The sequence below is a fragment of the Wolbachia endosymbiont (group A) of Aleiodes leptofemur genome, from assembly GCF_964028465.1.
In the GTDB taxonomy this organism is placed as follows: Bacteria; Pseudomonadota; Alphaproteobacteria; order Rickettsiales; family Anaplasmataceae; genus Wolbachia; species Wolbachia pipientis.
Genome location: NZ_OZ034782.1, coordinates 308,741 through 327,321, shown reverse-complemented (window position 1 = coordinate 327,321; position 18,581 = coordinate 308,741). Strand labels below are relative to the sequence as shown.

Genomic DNA, 18,581 nt, shown 5'->3' with positions numbered 1-18,581 from the left:
CTAACAAGAGATCCCGCTAACAAGCAGCGGGATGACGATTGTCGTTTAGCCATAAATATTAAGAAATTTACCAAATGAAAAAAAGGCAAAAGAAGCCCCGTGGTTATTATCTGCTTTAAAATATTGGCGTTTTTTATGTTTTAAACGCTTGATAAGCGAAATTCAGCTGCTTTTAATTGCAACTAACCTACGCTGCAAATGTTTAAGAAATTTACCAAGCAGAAAAAAAGACAAAGAACCCCCGAGTTAGCTAGTCTTTTACTATCTCTGTCGAGTATTGGCATTTTTTGATGTCTTGTAACGCTTTATAAGCGCGTTCAGCTTATTTAGATAAAAATCTAGATGTAGATGAAGTTTTGTAAAGACATACAGTATCTATATACTGCAAAAAATTGAACATAAGACGCCGATACATTAAGTAATCCTTACCTTTTAATCTGCAGATTGGCGAAAGCAAATACAATAGCTTCAGTTTCATGATAAGGGGACTGGCAGAGGGTGTCAAGTAAGTTTTTTCGTTTCTATTGAATGACAGTTGTAACCTACGAAAGAAGTCTGTTGTAATTTGTACGATATCCTTATAAAATGGTTCGCATAAGTTATCTAGCAGTGCAACTAAACAAATACAAAAATCAAAACGTTGCGGTTTTTGGTCTTGGTAAAACTGGTTTATCCGCCATTAACGCTCTAACAAAGAGTGGTGCAAGAATATATGCATGGGATGATCATGAAGAGCAAATAGCAAATGCAAAAATGATGTATAAAAAATGTAATTTTATTCATCCCAAGGAATACAATTGGCATGAGATCAGTGCATTGGTTTTAAGCCCTGGAGTGCCAACAGAGCCACATTGGATAGTAAAACTTGCAAGGAGATTTGATTGCAAAATAAAATCAGACATTGAGCTATTTCTTGAAGCTAAAACTACGAACCAGAAGGTAATAGGCGTCACAGGAACAAATGGTAAATCAACCACTACATCACTAATAGGGCACATATTAAAATCTACAGGGAAAAAAGTAGCTATTGGTGGAAATTTAGGCGTTCCTGTTTTGGATCTAGAAAGAGATGCAGAAATTTATGTAATCGAACTCTCCTCTTTTCAATTGGAGTTGATGAATGAAATTAACGTGGACATTTCAGCACTGCTCAATATTACACCAGATCACATAGATAGGCATGGAAGTATGGAGAACTACATAGCAACTAAATTAAAACTGATAAACGGTAGTGAGGTTGCCGTAATAGGATGTGACAATGAGATTACTGCTGATATATTCAACAAATTCACTGGAGACAAAATTCCAATCTCAGTAACATATTCCCCGATGTCATTCCAGCGCGTGACGCTGGAATCCAGAAAAGAAAAACCATTGCCAACTACTCAGATGACAGAGAGTGGTGCAAGAGATCTAATATCATTGGCAGGTAACAATTTGCTTGATTATAGTGAACAGATTACTGGTATAGATCGAAATTATCTGGATCCCAGTGTCAGCTACTTGGATGACAAAAGGGGCACTGGGATCCAGAAGATCTCGTTAAAACTAGAGAATCATAGCTTATCAGTAAGCGACGTGAAAATAAACCTAATATCCAACGCAGAAAACATAGCAGCCACATATGCCGTATGTAAGGTACTTGGAGTAGATAGCAACACTATTATCAATGGAATCAAGTCCTTTTCAGGACTGAGGCATAGGAATGAACTGCTTGGCAAAATAAGAAATGTGTTTTTCGTGAACGATAGCAAAGCAACTAATGCAAAATCGAGCGAAAAGGCGATCTTATCTTATGAAAACATAAATTGGATCGCTGGTGGAAGAAGCAAAAAAGGTGGAATAGAATCATTAAGCAAGCATTTTACAAGGGTTAGAAAAGCTTTTCTTATTGGAGAATCAACCGAAGCTTTTGCAAATGTTATGGAGAATAAAGTAGATTATGTTAAATGTTGCAATCTAGAAGATGCATTCAGATTGGCTTTTGAAGAGGCCTTAAATAGCGCAGAAGAAGTAACAATATTACTTTCTCCCGCGTGTGCTTCTTTTGATCAATGGAAAAATTTCGAGGAACGTGGTGAAGCATTTTGTAGAATGTTTGAAAATCTCAGGTACAATCACACATGCTGTTTAGTATGATGTTGCGTGGAACAAAAGTTAATAATAGATAAGCTAATTAGGGTTATTCCATTTGAAGGGATAAGCGATGAAACCCTATTAAAGGTGTGCACTGACCTTAATCTAGCTAATAGCTTTTGCAAATTTCAGAATGGAATATATAGCGCTTTGGAGCACATAGCAGAGGACTTAAATAGCTCAATGGAAGCTGAATTAAGAAATTCTAATTTAGAAGATATGAAAGTGCGAGAGCGAGTAAAGTTAGCTATTCAAATACACCTTTCAAACTATGCTAAGCTACCGAATTATAGAGAACTTTTAAAAAATGTTTTATCATTCTCCGTATCACCAAAAAATACATATTTTTCTAGTAAACTTTTATACAGAACTATTAGTGCGATTTGGTATGGCATTCATGACCAATCAACAGATTTTAACTACTATACAAAAAGAGCAATATTAGCTGGAGTGTACTTAAGTACGATACTTTTTTTTATCAATGATTATTCAGAAGATTTTGTGGATACTTTATCGTTTCTTGATAACCGTATCAACAATGTCATGACATTTCAAAAATTCAAAACTCGCTTAAAAGGAATCATAGAAAATTTCTTATAAGCTATTGATTGTTGGTAGAAAAGTACTTGAGCACGATCCTGAAAAGGTTTGTGAAAATAAAAATATTCATGCTGATCATAAAGAACATTTAGTTTATCGTGAGGATAATAATGGTACAACAAAATACACCAGTTACGAAGAAAAAGAAAATAAATTTATTGAAGAAGCACATGAATATTTAATAGACTCTGAATTTAATAAAAATTTTGATCTAGGGCAGTACAGAATAAGTAATTTCTCCGGAAACTTGACGAAAATAGAACTGGAACTCATCAATGAAAAGTATATGCAAGTTCAAGTTATAGCCTTTCTTATAATAGTCCGAATGCGATAAGATATGTGTTTATGGCTATAGCAGGCCAGTAGCATATTACGGTCTGTTCGGATTATTGTAAAAAGAGCTATAATAGAGAAAGAAAAATTATTCTCGCTATACCGTAGGTGCGTTCCAAGATTATACTGAAGTTTTTATTGCACTCAAAATCTTCGTTTTTCCTAATCTCTAGAATTATCAATGCATCATCACTTAACCAGCCTGAGTGAGCTAGTCCATTCAACGTTGATTCAACTAGATTGCTATTGTAAGGTGGGTCTATAAAAACTACATCGCACTTTGAAATAGGTTGTGGCAATTTGTTAGCACTACAACAAATTAGCGTGACATTGTTCGTAATTCCAAAATCTTCTGCTGTTTTTTTAGGCAGTTGCAAATTGTAATAATCTGAATCCACCATGAATGCATGTTTAGCGCCGCGAGAAAGCGCTTCAAATGAAAAAGAACCACTACCACAGAATAAATCAAGTACATTCAAGTTATAAATAGGTTTTCTTGAGGAAAGCATATTAAATATTGCTTCTCGGACAATACTCATAGTTGGCCGTGCAGCTAAATGCTTACCTGTAGTTATTTTTCTTCCGCGATATTTGCCTGCAATGATGCGTAGCATATTAAATAAGCTCCAAAATAATTAATTATTTATACTATATGATTAATGTCAATATGGCTTTAGCAGTTTAATAGAGAGAAGCTATCGAGTCGCTTGTAAGAAAAACACAAACACAAGACTCATCAGTTATCTTTTTCTGATTTGCCTGCTGCATTAATTGCTTGACCAATCTCATCTTGTAAATCATCATGATCATTTTTTTCATCATGATTTAGCCCTTCAATTCTGCTTTCTAACTCTAACTTAATTATAGTATTGATTTTATCTATATTATCAAGAAAGCCTCTACATTCTTCTTCACTATACTCTTCACCAGATGCTTTTTTTTCAATAAATAGGTTTTTAAATCCTGCTAGATCAGAATTCTGATCGGTATTTAGTACAACATTTCTCTCTATGAAGCTAAGATCTGACAGCAGTAAGCTAACCTCTAACAGATCTTCACTTTTCACGCTTTTAAGGTCTTCAAGACTTTCTAAAATACTAAACACCTTAATCCTTTCTTGTACAATCTCTTTGTCTTCCTTATCAAATTCAGACAATAAACTATGATTATCTACAAATTTCTCACTCAAAGCTTTATTCAATTTAGCAAAATTGACATCCTTGTCAAGTGATGTGTTATCCCGCAACAAGTCTACCCTTGCCCTACGCGCATTTAAAATGTCGTCGTAGTCATTTAACTTTATGTTGCCATCTTTGTCTTGCTGCAATTTATAATAATCAAGGCCTTTGAAATTTTTATTAGTCTTCATCTTCAATCCTCTTCTCATCTCCTTTTGCATCTGGTTTCCTCATTGGTTCCGGTAATTTCCTTTTACTGTCTTCTCGATTTCTTTTTTCCTCTCTTTCAGCACGTTTTTTTATAGCTTCCTGGGTATTCATTTCAAAAAGTGCCTTAACGTACTCTTCTGGATTTTTTGGTTCTTTAAATAAAGGCTTAAGATTATAAACTTCGTCTTTTCGATCTCTTTCTTCTTTTCTTCTAGCTCTTTCAGCACGTTTTTCTACAGCTTCTGGAGTGTTCATTTCAAAAAGTGGTGAGAGGTTGTAAACTTTATCTTGATTTCTTCTGCCTTCTCTTTCAGCACGTTTTTCCATACCTTCAAAAGCAGATCCAAAATCATCAATTTCATCTGAACCTTTTGGTTCCGTGCCTAAATTTCGTGTCACTTCATTTGATTGATCAGGCTTATCTTCTTCTGTTGGCTGATCATGCTGTAGTTGATTAGGCTTGTCTTCTTGTTCTGTGCTTAGTTCTCGTACTACCTTATCTGGCTGACCTCCCCCTCGTAGTCGAAGAGGGTCGCCTTCTTCTAGTGGCTGATCATGGTTATCTCTTACTAGTTCCGTGCCTAACTCTCGTTCTACCTTATTTGATTGATCAGGATTGTCTTTTTCTGGTTCTCTCTTACGGCCGATAGTGTAATCATGAAGCTTCTCTAAGAAATCTCGCCTATATTCTTTTGCTCTATAGAGTAGGTTATGATCATAGCCATGCTTTCCTATAGAGTCAAGACCATGCTCCCAAGTAAACTTCATAGCATCTTCTATTGTATAGCCCAAATGTGATCCTACGTATCCTTTATAATAATCTAAATATTTACCGATCCTTCTGTGTGTAATATCTTCCTTATCAACTCCAAATGCCCTGTAAATTTTTTCCTCGAGCTTATCAACATCATTTTCAGGCGATGTTGCAAACTTCGTTGCTTCAATAGTAGCACCTACAAATTTACGTGGCACATCAATAGCGTATTTCAGCACTCCTCCAACTCTTGGTACTCTCCCCAGCAGATTAGCTGCACCTCCGGCTAATCTATCCGGTAAATGAGTAGCCCAACTGCCTAAAGACTCAAGTCCTCTACCAGCAAAATTTTGCCACTGCTGTTTGAATCCTTCCATTATGCCAGTCAAAGGCGATGCCTGATACATACTAGATATATTGTAAACGCTGAATCCACCACCAGCGATACTTGAGCCCATTTGTTGTACGAACGTGCGTAAGGAGAACATTAAAAATGAAAGCAAGAATAGTATAAAGATTTCCCCTGCATTGATTAAATAACCTCTCTGTATGTCTTGCACCCTTTGGTAATCGCTATTTTCTTGATAATTTTTGCAATCCTCACAATCTTTACATTTCTGACAGTATTCACTGTTGGGATCCTTATATAAATCATGAAGTTTCAGTATTCTACAACCTTGTTTTTCTACCGCACTCCGCACTAAAGATCTTATTTCATTAATTATTTCCCTATAACTATTGCATTTATTTATATCTTGACAGTAGCGTTTTATTATTTCACTAACATCACCTATCCTTTTCTCTATATTGTTGATCAGTAATATAATGTCAGCCCTCTCTGATGCATGAGATAAACTATTTGTTAAGCGCACTAGATCTTTTTCACTACAGCCATTACTAACTACCATATCACTTTCTGCAATATAGTGGTCTGCTGGATTATCTTTAGTTCCAGGAATTGGATTAAAGAAAGGATAATCTATATAACGAAACCCTTTTATATGTTCACCATTTTTATCTTTAGGGTAATCTGGTGGAAGCGGGATATATCCAGCACCACCAGTAAATTTTATTGTACCACCTTCTCTGCTTATCTTTTCTATACCTTCTATACTTTTATCTGTGTTAAGAGAAGAAGCTTCTCCAAGAGTGTAAGGTACAAAAATTTGCCCTGGGGTCCAACCAAAGTACTGCTTATCAACGATACAAAAACCGCCAAACACCCATTTTGGAGCACATAACTTTACCTCGAACCATTTATTGTAGCATACAGTAAAACCTAGTTGTCTATAAAAGGTGTTCATTATCATTGAAGCCAACAATGACAAGAGAGTAAATATCATAATCGATTGTAAACAAAAACTGATGCAGAATTTTATCCAACCTTCAAATAGACTTTTCAGCGGTGAAAATAAAATAGAAATTAGAAACAGTGGCATGATAGCTATAAGAAAAGCTATACCCATAAAGCCAGAGAGAAATATTATGTAAGCATACAAGCACAACAAGAAGTATAGTACAATCCCTATGAAAATTGCCGGTATCATAAGAAGGCTTGCCCACATTTGGTAATGTAAAAACGCTGCAAACTTTTTCCAAACAGAATAAGCAAAAAATTTATTGAACATGTCCTCCATGAAGCTAAACAACTTAGCTTCATCTCCTTGAGCAATACTTCCGGTGTTCATGTTGAGAGCAAAGTTAGTAATTACAATTATCAATTGTTCAAGACCTTTAACGAATAAAACAAGAAAATGATCATAGAAAAATCTAAAACTTCCAGGAGATATAAGCACTATTACTAGAGTGATTTTCATCATTCTGATGAGCATATCATGCTTAGTTTCTCGTATCATGCCAAAAAGATAAAGAAGCGATGAAATCATTACAAATAGAACAAGCAAGGAAAGAACAAAATTGTGAAAGCTCGTACTTTTTTCAGCTATATTTTCGAACATAGCTTGTGCAACTGCAGGATCATTGCTATTAAAATGTTCTTTGCAATTTTCGTTAATCAATAATACACATTTTAGATAGTTATAAATGTAATCAAAAAACCCAAAACTACTTGGCTGCTGCACTCCACTTAAGAACTCAAAAGAGTAGCCACCTACATTATCTAAGTAATATCTATCTAATATTTTTACATATATTTTCCATCCCTTTTTTAACTTCAACTCATTACAATTTCTGTCCTTTAATTTAGTGTTATCTCTGTCTAAAGTAAAAAATCCATTGTCGCCTTCTGCTGTGGAGTTATAACCTAGATGTACAGTAGGATATTGAGGATCGCGCATTAACTTTAGATTTTCGTTAGGATCATCTTTCCCCGTTTGAAACAAAAGATAAGCACCATGACCATTGGTAAACCAACATGGAGCACCACGTGATACTGTATTTGCGCTATCATCTTCATTAATGCACTTGCAATTTACAGTGCAACTTGTATCAGACTTACTTGAAAATTTTTGTATGCTAGGTTTATAATCATTACAAACTAAGTGAAAATTAGGTAAACTATTACCACTTTGTTTACCTTCAAATTTAGTTGCATATTTTAACTGCTCCAAGCTTTGTAAGGTATAACTGCCTTTTTTAGATTCCTTCTTGTTATTATTACTCCAAGATGTCCATGCACCATTAACTCGCACTTTTAAACTATCTCCATTGGTTTCGAGTCCGGTATCCTCCCACTTCACCACTTGGTTATGGTGAAAACCATAATTAATTTCGCCAGTTTCAGGATCAATAACTTCTCCATCTCCTGGAATAAACGCATCGTGGTCGCTTGAAAAATGAGCGCTTACTGCAATAGGTTTAGGACCAAAATAGTCAGCAGATATACACCTTGGAAAAGGCATATCGTTTTTACTACAACCTGTGATCAGCACATAAGCTGCAAGAAGTAATACCCTAAACCAACATTTGCCTAAACGTGATTGCATATCTAAACTTTTTCCAAATACAGAATAAATTTCTAAAACTTTACTTAAAATATCTTTTTAATTAGTTACTCCATAATATCATTTATATCTTACTCCTCTCCATTTTCTTCCTTGTTTTTAGCTTTAGCACTAGGATCACTTCTTATTGTTTCATCAGAATTTTTTTGCTGATCTGATTGTTTTAATGTTTTAGGTCTATCACTCGTTGTTTTATCAGAACTTCCTTTAGAATCTTCTTTTTTGTCTGGTTGCTTTGGTGTGTTAGGTAATTTAGCCTCAATTTTTCCCCGATCTTCACTCATTTTCTGCTTGATACTCTGTATCATACTTTGGGTCTTATCATCAAGGCCAACGGTTGACAGCATAGCTTGCGATGCGCTCTTAGCAACTGTACCAACACCGCCAGTAACTCCATAACCAGAGCTAAATAGTGTTTGTACCATAGTTTCCGATATAGAAACAAAAGCTTCCATTGCACCGGCAATAATGAGGTATATAAACGCCTGGATTAGGTCTATAGGTAATGCTGCAAAGTGTCCACCAGCCCTTTCTCCGGTACTGAGTGCAACATCAACGCTAGTGCCAGGACTGTATCCAAGAGGCAGTATTGATTTCATCAAGCACAGATCATACGATAAGAAATTTACGCTAATTAAACATTGATAGCATGCAGAAAAATTTGTGAGGTTATATAAAACTGAATACATCAACTGATTTAAAAGAGATAAAAATGAAAATAAAATGACTGGTTCTAATGAAACATGAGCCAACGTTTTTATCCAATTATCAAACAAGGGTTTAGTCTTTTGAAATAGAATAAATACGATAAATAAAGGTGTTAATGACAGTAAAAACGCCACTAGAACAGTAGATATTACATATTTAAACGTAGCGCTAATAATGCATTTTAAGAACATAAAAGTAGCATAGAGTATTGCCAAAAATGCAATAAAGCCAAAAGGACCAGAGAGCATCAACGATAAAAACTTTAGCCAAGTTTCTGTTGTGAATAATACTCCTGCTGTCAAGTCTAAGAATGCAAATTTTCTCCCCCCTTCCCCTATATAGCCAGAAAAGCTATCAACTAAATAAGTGCTACCACCTACAAAAAGTCTGGATAAAGTTGTACCAAAGAGTTCCCAGCTTCTATCGCTAAAGGCAAAAGCTATAAATGCTATCTTGAACATCCTTACAATGAAATCAAATTTACTTAGCTGTATTGTTCCAAGCATATAGCCAATGACAGTAAATATAACGTATAGAGTAAGTAAAGCTCTTACCCCCTGAAGAAGACCTCTTGCATATCCTTTGTATGAATCTTTAACGCTGTCCCCAATTACTTCTTCTTTTATAAATTTAAATACCCCGTTTACATTCGATGAAATAAAATCATTAATTTTTCTTTTGACAAATAAAGTTACACTATACTTATTGTTTTCGTAATATTTGCCATTTTTGTCCGTAATGTCATCTTTCTCTACGTTGCTTACATTGATGCCGAAATATATCTTCTTAGGTTTGCATTCATCTGTTATAGGTTTTTTGTCTTTGCATTCATCTGTTAAAAGACCTCCATCTATTATATAATATACCTTATCCTTTGTTTTATCTAAGTGCTCTACTTTTTTGAAATCATTAGTCTTTGGAGCAGATGGATCCCCTGGCGGGTTATCACCCAAATACACATACAGTTTTTCACCATTGATATATTCACACGATCTAGTCACTTTAACATAGTACCCGCCCCTATTAGCTCCATAGTAACCATAATCTGCTATAGCAAGCATCACACTACTACCATATTTTACATTGTCATTTACTGCATAGTCACTATTTAATTTCAGAGAAAAATCCTCGAAATTGTCACTAATTTGCGAACACACATTATCCTTTCTTGCACCTACTTCATTATCTGGAAGACATTGCATACCTTTATCAGTATCTTGATCACCAAGATCACCAATTTTTGCAACAAGAGCCTCAGCCCAAGATTTATCATCTTCAGTAAAACTACCTGCTTTAACATTCCCTTCCATTTTTTCTAGATAAGAATACATATCACATTTATTTCCTTTATCGTACTTCTTATACCTTATAGAGGAGACACAGTTCCGTTCTCCTGCTCGACCTGAATCATAGCTCCATATACCTTTTCTAGTATAGCATATATTCTGATAGTAACAATTAAGCTCATAAGAACTGTACTTTTTTTTCTCATCCAAACTACAGTTTTTTCCATCACATAACTCATTCAATCCTATTTTAGCTCGGCGTAAATCGAACAGCGAGCCATGTATCCATGGTTCGTTGTTTTTAACATAACCTTTATTAAAATGTACCTTATTATCATATGGAGTGTACCCATTGCCAACTAGCACTTTGCTTTCCTTTGCTTTTGTTTTATCAAGAGGTAAAAATTTTATTTTATTTCTCTTTCCATCCTTGCCCTCACAAAAAAATTCCTCTCCCTCTTGCTTGCTAACATTCAATATTTCACTTGCTGACACTTTTTCACCTCCTTCTTCAGCTCTATAACAATTGTCATCAAAGCTGATACCTTTCCCTCCTGGATTGTCATAATCAATTGTTATTTTTCTGGGAACTAAGCTAAAGCTTAACTTATCACCAGGATTTACTTTAATTCCAGTGTCTACATAACGTCTATTGCTGCCAAATCCTTTACCACCGCACAATTCGTTTTTATTTACGCCTTTTTCATCAACGCCATAATTATTAGGCACATCGTTAATATTTGCAGCTTTACTATAATTTGGTTCTGAGCCATCAGCACAAAAGCTAGCTGGCACAAGTACTTTCCTTGGATTTTTGTCTTCTTTAAAAGGGCAAAAATTTACTGATCCATCGAGGGTGAATTTGATTTCCTCACCCTTACTAATTACTTGACCAGAATCAACCCAATGAATTTTAACTTCTTCACCAGCTTTATGAACTGGAACATCCACGTTAACACTAGTGTTTCTGCTCTGCAACCCAGGTTCGACACAATCCATGTTACAACCAGTGATTGCAAGACACAGTATCAACAATAGTGATCTTTTACTTATCATTGCTGTCTTCCTGGTGGTGGTATCTGAGGCGTTGACCTTTGAGTCCCTTGTGGTATTTGAGGTCTTGACGTACCTGACTGTTGAGAAGCACCTCCTCTTTCTCTTCTTTGAACGCTTTGTTCATCTAACCCTACTGTTCCCATTAAGCTTTGTTGATACTGTCTTCCAGGTTCGCTTGCTACATAAGCACCAAACAACGAGTCAGATATTGTCGAAGAAGCTTCAACTAAAGCTTTCATAGCGTGTCCCAAAATAACAAAAGCCATCATAGCGGTAATATTAGGTGTATATTTGGAAGCATAACCATAAAAAATACAAGGGTTAAAAATCTTTAAGTTAATATTAAGTATACATGTAGAGCAGACCTCAAAATCAAATACTGAATACACAATATAATCCATAACCTGGCTTATCAGTGATATAAAAATTAAAAGCACTACTGGATGAATCGCAAATCTTGCTAAATTTTTAACCCAGTTGTGAAACATCTGCCTAGTATACGCAAATAAAAGACAAAGAATAAAAATAGGTGCTAAAGAAAGCAATAACGCAACTATTGCTATAGATGTAATAAAAGAAAATAAGGCATTAAAAATAGATAAGCTCACTGTGATTAAACCCCAAATCACCAAGCAAAAAGATACAATGCCCAAAGGGCCAGAAAATATAAGAGATACTATTAACAATACTGAATGCGATGACAAGAACCTATTGAGCGGCAAATCAAGAAACTCAAAAACATTTGAAGTAGTGCCTCTAAAATTTGCTATTTCTATTAGTTGTTTTGGAGTGTTAATAAATATAGAGAATGCGTTGTTATAAAAAAAGTCCCAGCTATTATCCTGCAATAGCTGGGCGATGATTCCTATCTTTACGCATATAATTAAAAACTCATATATAGAAATATGAGTTAATCCAAAAAAGTAATAAAGAGTATATAAGATTATATATAGTACTAATAGTGATATTATAGTAGATCTAATGGTATTTGTTCTGCTTGATTTTATAAAACTTTCGTAAAGAGACTTTACAGGACTAGTATCAGAGTGAATTGCGTTAGGGTCTTTATAATTAGAGCCGAAAAATGCAGTTTTCACTTTTTCATCAAAGAAATTATATATTGCACTAAAAGTTTTTGTAGGTGGCTCTTTAGTTGTTAGGTTAATACTAAATTGACCTTCATTTTTGTAATCGCAGCCATGGTCTCTTATTCCGTAATATATGGTGCCTGTTTTGTCTTTTAATTTTCCTTTCAAGTTTTCCATGTCATGAACTTTGCTGATATCTACAGATATATCCGCTTGATTTTCACCAGGCTTATGCTCAGGGAATTTATCGGAAACACTTATATACAAGCTATTTTCCAGACTATGGTTCTTCGTTACTCTTATGTTGAACCCGCCTTTGTCATTTGTATTGTAGCAGCTCTTGTCATTTCTGCTACATAGACTAAAAGTTAAACTTGGTATTTGATGGTCATTCTCCATCTTATGATCACAACTAGTACATAAACCACCACCTGGAATGTGTTCAAGAGTTTCATTATCCATACCAACTTTTAGAAATGTAATGTCAGTTTTTACCTGTTTTCCCTTTAATACGTTACTAATAATTTCAGCAACAACAGATTCACCACTAGAATTTAAAGCATTGAATAGCTCAATTTCTATATTATTATATTCAATATACACGCAATCCTCGCCTCTACGACCAGAAGAAAATTTACATATACGTCTACAGAGTGAATTTAAAATGTGCGTATCTATCTTACTTGCACTGCTCTCTGAAAGCTTACTGCAATCTATATTCTCTCCTTGTTTTATAGAGTTAATAATATTTTCAATTTCCTTTTTTCTTTCATCTTGATCTAACTTCGAAAACCAGTACTCTCTTCCACTCAACCATTGCGCATCGCCTATTATATATTTATTAGGACATATCCCATCCTTGCCACCTTGGCATTTCTCTTGATTTAAAACATGTGCAAAATGTTCCGTTTCTTGCTCGCTACACTTTTCGTCGATTTTCAAATACCTGATTTTTGTCTCACTCTCTTTATCTTTACACACTTTACTTCCAATCACACTAAAGCTTATCGTATCGCCTTTTTTAAGTGCAAATGGTAATGCAACGTCATTTCTCCCAGGCCCAATTGCAAAATCTGCATACTGCTTAGGACAAAAATTAACCTTACTAGGCACTATATCAATCTCTGTTACTCTTATTCTATCTGAGATATTAACACCAGAATCAACCCATTTCTGCTCTGTTGACACTATATCTAGTTTTTCACGCAAACCTGATAAATTTTCTGGCTTAATACAGTGATGTTCCCCGCAGCCTGACAGAAAAAAAAACGGTATTATCAGCAAAAATTTTAGCATAAATCCAACTCATTCAGTGCTTTTGTTAACACTCTCGGAGCTACTAGAACCAGAACCTCGAGATTTACTCTTGTCTCCACCACTCAACTTCTTAGCAGCAGCACCAGCAACTCCAGCAACACCCCCAGCAGCAGCTTTGGCAGCAGATAAAGCTTTGCCCACCATTTGTCCAGGTGTCTGACCTGAGCCAAGTGCTGCTCTATGGTTACCAGCAAGTTCAGCAGCCATGCCAGGAAGAATGTTTAAAAAGTGGTAAAAGAGGAATAATACTAAACACAATTTTAATAATTCTCCGATGAGAGAGCTGCCAAACTCCATGTATGTAAAGTCGAATAGACCAAGTATGCTGCTCTTTTTAAAGCTATAATTTTGCATCATACATGCAAGAGTAGTTTCATTTTTATCACATTCCCCATCTTTCAATTTAAACCACTGTTTTTTCTTACTATATGAGATTTCTGCTTGTTTCTTTTCATATGACTTGTCCGGTTGTTCATTTTTATATGACTCGTCCAGTTCAAAATTTAAATTTTTAAAATAGATTTTATCACATGCTATGAACATAAAGGACAAAAACGCAAAAAGGATAACCGGGTATAAGCTATAGGTAATCAACTCTTTCACCCAGCCTTCAAAATATCCTTTGGTGTGTTGGAATAAAACCATAGGAATGAACAAAGGTGATAAAATGATGATTACACTTAAAGCAACTAGAGATAAAATAAATACATAGCACAGCCACAAAATAACCATCATCATCAGAACGGCCATAAATATACAGACAAGAGCTACTAAAATTTGTCCACCAGCAAAAATAATACCGATTACCGAACCTGCAACTAATAAGACAGGAGCAGCACCAAGCAAGACTGCTAACGTTGCAACACCTCCAGTACCAATTTTGCCACCAATTCCATCTAAAGGGGCACCTAAATAAAATAAAATTCTACAATCAAGCCTATCCCAAGGTGCAAGATAACTGTAAGATACCCTCTTTCCTGCACGAGTATATTCATAATCTGTACCTGCTTTATAATTACATATGCCTTTACTTTCAGATGATGCTTTTAGCACTATCTCTGACAAACCATTTGAGAGACGAGTTAATTCTCCATAATAATGAGACATGGTACTGCCTGTTGTGAAGTAAATCACTAAAGCGAATTTTATGATCAACATATACATTTCTTGAGGCCTCTGAACTCCACCAGACATGGCTTTTATAGAGAACAGTATTAAAGCTAAAACTAAAACAGCAGTTACAGTGTTTTTCAGCCTTTTCTGTGCTACAGATATAAAACTCTCACCATTTGGTGCACCTTTACCTGCAACTAAATTATCTAACGATTCCTTAATGCATTGCACTATCATAGAAGTTACGGGAATAGGAGCTAATGATTTACTCCCTGCCTGGTTATAACAAGCTTCAGAAACATACGAGCTAAAACAGCCAGCATTATCATAACCTACAAAAATTTTCCCCCCTTGTCCGTTGAGTCTTTTTTCTTTAGATCTGATAATAGTTTTATAGTCATCATTATTACCAATAGGAACTTTTTCCTCTCCTGTACCATCTTTATTTTTGAATATCATCACAGATTTTTCACACATAGGAGCAAGTGGGTCAGGTGGCAATTCCGTGCACCCCATATCAACCCCTTGCGGCCAAGGAGTCATTTCGATACCAAGCATGCTAACACTGGCTAACTCCACACATAATCTGCCCGTTTTTCTCACTGCTTTGAATGTAGCTCCATGTATGGGTTCGCTCTGTCCTGCTTTGAGAACTCTACATTCCAGACCACCATCAACCTTCGAGGACCATGACCCATCTACGTATCCAGTGTCTTTCTCCCTGACATCAAAGTCTATGTATCCAGGTTTTCCTCTGGAATTAAAGTCTACCTTATTAAAAAGATTACCAAAAGTTAAAGGGTTTCGATGACATACTTCTATATATTCACTGTATTGCACACCATTTTTTGGCCAGTAATAACTCTCTGTACTCTCCTGAACGTTAGAATTTAAGGCTTCTTTTTCTGCTCTTTTCCCGTCATAATCTTTTTTGTTCACGTCTTCCCGAGCTTTATTTTGCAAACAAGAAAAATATTCCTCTTCTGTTTGGTAATTTTCATTGGTGCAGCCACTATAACCTGTGTCTTCTAATTTAAAATTTTTGTATTTTCCATCATGATCACGTGCAACTGGGTGTTTAACAAAACTATGTTCACAAACAACAAGCCCTCCTATCGCTTTCCAGACTCCAACAATTGCAGCTATCATTCCAACAATAACAAGAGCGGTAAACAAACCAGCAGAAGAAACGATCAAAACAATGCCAGTAAATATTGCGCCAACAGCAATCGCTATTCCAGCAAGTGCTGCAGCTGTTTTAAACGCTCCACAATCAGGATTAGAGGCACGACTAAAACTGCCAGTGGAATTAAATCTGCTAACAAATTCTGTCTTGTCAGTACCACTTACTCCATCTGCAAGCACTGGATATGAGAGTAAAAAGTCTATATTTAGTAAAAATATCGCAATTAATAGCAATGACAGCTTAGTCTTAAACATTTTTTACCTTCTGATAAAATATAGGCAACCATACTTTTGGGTTGTCCCCAACTTCATTTAATATATCGTGTAACAATAGAACACTTTCTGCACGTCCGGATAATACGTTGATTATATCATCCAGGCCTTTTAAGTCTATTCTAGCTACTACAGAATTGACTCCTTGTTTCACCAAAAAGAATCTAGTACTCGGATCTGTGTGCTTAATTAATATATATTCACGTTCAGTTAACATAAAAACATCCCGATAGACACTAGTAGCTTTCAGATTTGGTAAAAAAATCTGTGTCGCTGTTTGTTGTACAAGCGTATCGCTAATAGTACTTTTACTTGCATCCTCAACACTCTGAGTAGCAAAAATCACAAAAGCATTTAGTTTTCTCAGTACCTTCAACCAGTCTTTTATCTTGGGTGCAAAAACTGGATTATCTATTAACGCCCATGCCTCATCAAGAACGATAATAGATGGAGTGCCATCAAGAGATATACTAATCCTATGAAATAAATAAATCAAGACCGGTCCAAGAGCAACAGGATCTTTGAGCAAGCTAGCCATCTCAAAACCAAATACTCTTGCTCGTGAAAAATCTAGCAAATCTTCTTTATTGTCAAATATTGCAGCATGAGAACCATTATCATGCCACATAGATATTGCCCCAGCTAGAGTATCAGGACCTGCAAGCCCTAAAAACGGTACGAGGTTTCTCAAGAATCTGTCTTCTTTTCTTAATTTAAAATTTCCTTCAATTGCATCATTAATTCGTGCAATATCTTCTGAAGTAAATTTATCATTATATACCGAAATTAAAGACTTTATCCACTCCATTAAAAATGTTCTATTATCAGAGGTATCATCAAGTTGTAAAGGATTAAAATTTGTTTTAGTTCTTGGTTCTATTACAGTATAGATACCACTAAGTGCTCTTAAGAAAATCTCTGCACCGCGATCTTTATCAAAAAAGAATATCCTTGGAGAAAACTTCATCGCTTGGGCACACAGGAAATTCATTAAAACAGTTTTACCAGCACCAGTTGGGCCAATTATCATAGTGTGTCCAACATCCCTTATATGAAAGTTGAAAAAAAATGGAGTACCAGATGTCGTGTCAAAAACTGTAACGGCATCTCCCCAGTGGTTATTGAATTTATTACCAGTAGGATAATTATGTTGAGATGCAAATCCAGCCAAATTAAGACTACTTATTGTAGCTTGTCTCACTATATAATCGAAATTACCAGGAATTTGCGCCCAAAATGCTGGTTCAAGGTTAACTCTCTCACGTATAGGGTAAACACCGCAATTAGAAAGCTCTGATTCTACCAACGACAGAGCGTTATCCAATGATTTAGGACTTTTTTCTATACATAAAATAGTCAGGTGATGTTGACCAAACGCAATCTTACCACTCATTGCATCATCAAGCGCTTGAGAAATTTCTGCTATTTGAGAAATAGCTTTATCTGCAGACTGTATCATTCGATTTTGCTGTATCTGCATTTTTCCAATCGCCATTTGCCTGTTTATAAATTGAAAAGATTGCGTAATTATAAACTCGTAAGGAAGTTGTAAAAACGAATCAAGCATTCCTGCAGAAGTATGATTTCCATATTCTTTGATACTAATTATTCCAGCATATTTACTCTCATTATGAGTCACAACCTGTATCATCTTACGGCCAAAGAATAACCTATGTACTGGTAAGTACCTTGATATTTCAGTTCTTAGCGGAAAAAGCGTATTTGTAACGAAGCCACAATTTACGATTCTAGATAGAAACTCCATTATTTCGCAGAACAAACCATCTGGAGTTTCTTTTACTCCAAGAATTTTAGGCGAATAATTTCTAAGGCTTGTCACTACACGATTTGTCGTTTCCTCTAAATCTTCATACGTGGCACGTATATCACTTTCCCAAGCATGTTTTGAAGTTACATGTCCGAATTTTTTTAGTAGATGTGACAAAAATTCTACTCCTTTTGTGTCCGCTCTACGGATAATCGTAATGTATAGGTCATTAATAAATGATTGCCTTGTTGCGTGTTTTTCTCTCCATTTTAGATTTACGTGATTAGCGAAAAAATTCGGCAAACCTTGACTTGCAAATTCATCAGAAAAAATATTTTTCTTACGTCTGATAGTATGAAAATACAAACTAAATGCCGGAGATGAAATGCTTCTTAGCATCTGATTCCTGATGTTGTTCTGTATGACTAAATCCTCGTCATCGGCAGTTTCAAATGCAAAACCACTTAATTTTATAACCTTAACCAACCAATTTTCTTTTGTCATCAAGGTTGTGCTATTCCAATAGCAAGAATAAGGAATAAATTCAGCAGCGTGAACTTCCCTGTTCAGAGTAGATTTATTCTTTGATTGAATAGCCCTAAACCTCAGCATC

General features: G+C 35.4%; 10 protein-coding genes. 3 read left to right on the top strand and 7 right to left on the bottom strand.

Going from position 1 to position 18,581, the window contains the following annotated elements; genetic code table 11:
• Window positions 1-585: 585 nt before the first annotated feature.
• From ABWU67_RS01835 to ABWU67_RS01825, 3 genes are read left to right on the top strand one after another with little or no spacing between them, the layout of a single operon-like run.
• Entirely contained in the window at window positions 586-2,139 is a 1,554-nt protein-coding gene (locus ABWU67_RS01835) for a Mur ligase family protein (RefSeq protein WP_353282106.1), read from the top strand.
• A gap of 6 nt (window positions 2,140-2,145) precedes the next feature.
• On the top strand, window positions 2,146-2,736 hold the full coding sequence (locus ABWU67_RS01830) for a COQ9 family protein (RefSeq protein ID WP_264373704.1): 591 nt from the start codon (window positions 2,146-2,148) through the stop codon (window positions 2,734-2,736).
• 4 nt (window positions 2,737-2,740) lie between these two features.
• Complete coding sequence (locus ABWU67_RS01825; protein ID WP_353282105.1) at window positions 2,741-3,070, top strand: hypothetical protein; 330 nt, start codon at window positions 2,741-2,743, stop codon at window positions 3,068-3,070.
• 67 nt (window positions 3,071-3,137) lie between these two features.
• Here ABWU67_RS01825 and rsmD read toward each other — a convergent pair whose 3' ends face one another.
• The 7 genes from rsmD to ABWU67_RS01790 all read right to left on the bottom strand — a co-directional run bounded on the left by rsmD (window position 3,138) and on the right by ABWU67_RS01790 (window position 18,580).
• Complete coding sequence (rsmD, locus tag ABWU67_RS01820; protein ID WP_353282104.1) at window positions 3,138-3,683, bottom strand: 16S rRNA (guanine(966)-N(2))-methyltransferase RsmD; 546 nt, start codon at window positions 3,681-3,683, stop codon at window positions 3,138-3,140.
• A gap of 122 nt (window positions 3,684-3,805) precedes the next feature.
• A complete protein-coding gene (locus ABWU67_RS01815; RefSeq protein WP_010082417.1) occupies window positions 3,806-4,438 on the bottom strand; it encodes a hypothetical protein in 633 nt (210 codons plus the stop codon).
• Window positions 4,428-8,156 carry a type IV secretion system protein gene (locus ABWU67_RS01810; RefSeq protein ID WP_353282103.1) on the bottom strand — a complete coding sequence of 1,243 codons (3,729 nt, stop codon included), beginning with the start codon at window positions 8,154-8,156 and terminating at the stop codon, window positions 4,428-4,430. The genes ABWU67_RS01815 and ABWU67_RS01810 overlap by 11 nt, the downstream gene beginning before the upstream one ends.
• Before the next feature lie 89 nt (window positions 8,157-8,245).
• A complete protein-coding gene (locus ABWU67_RS01805; RefSeq protein WP_353282102.1) occupies window positions 8,246-11,224 on the bottom strand; it encodes a type IV secretion system protein in 2,979 nt (992 codons plus the stop codon).
• Complete coding sequence (locus ABWU67_RS01800) at window positions 11,221-13,608, bottom strand: type IV secretion system protein (RefSeq protein ID WP_353282101.1); 2,388 nt, start codon at window positions 13,606-13,608, stop codon at window positions 11,221-11,223. The genes ABWU67_RS01805 and ABWU67_RS01800 overlap by 4 nt, the downstream gene beginning before the upstream one ends.
• 9 nt (window positions 13,609-13,617) lie before the next feature.
• Entirely contained in the window at window positions 13,618-16,182 is a 2,565-nt protein-coding gene (locus ABWU67_RS01795) for a type IV secretion system protein (protein WP_213863603.1), read from the bottom strand.
• On the bottom strand, window positions 16,175-18,580 hold the full coding sequence (locus ABWU67_RS01790; RefSeq protein WP_353282224.1) for a VirB4 family type IV secretion/conjugal transfer ATPase: 2,406 nt from the start codon (window positions 18,578-18,580) through the stop codon (window positions 16,175-16,177). Before ABWU67_RS01790 ends, ABWU67_RS01795 begins: the two co-directional genes overlap by 8 nt.
• Window position 18,581 lies beyond the last annotated feature (1 nt).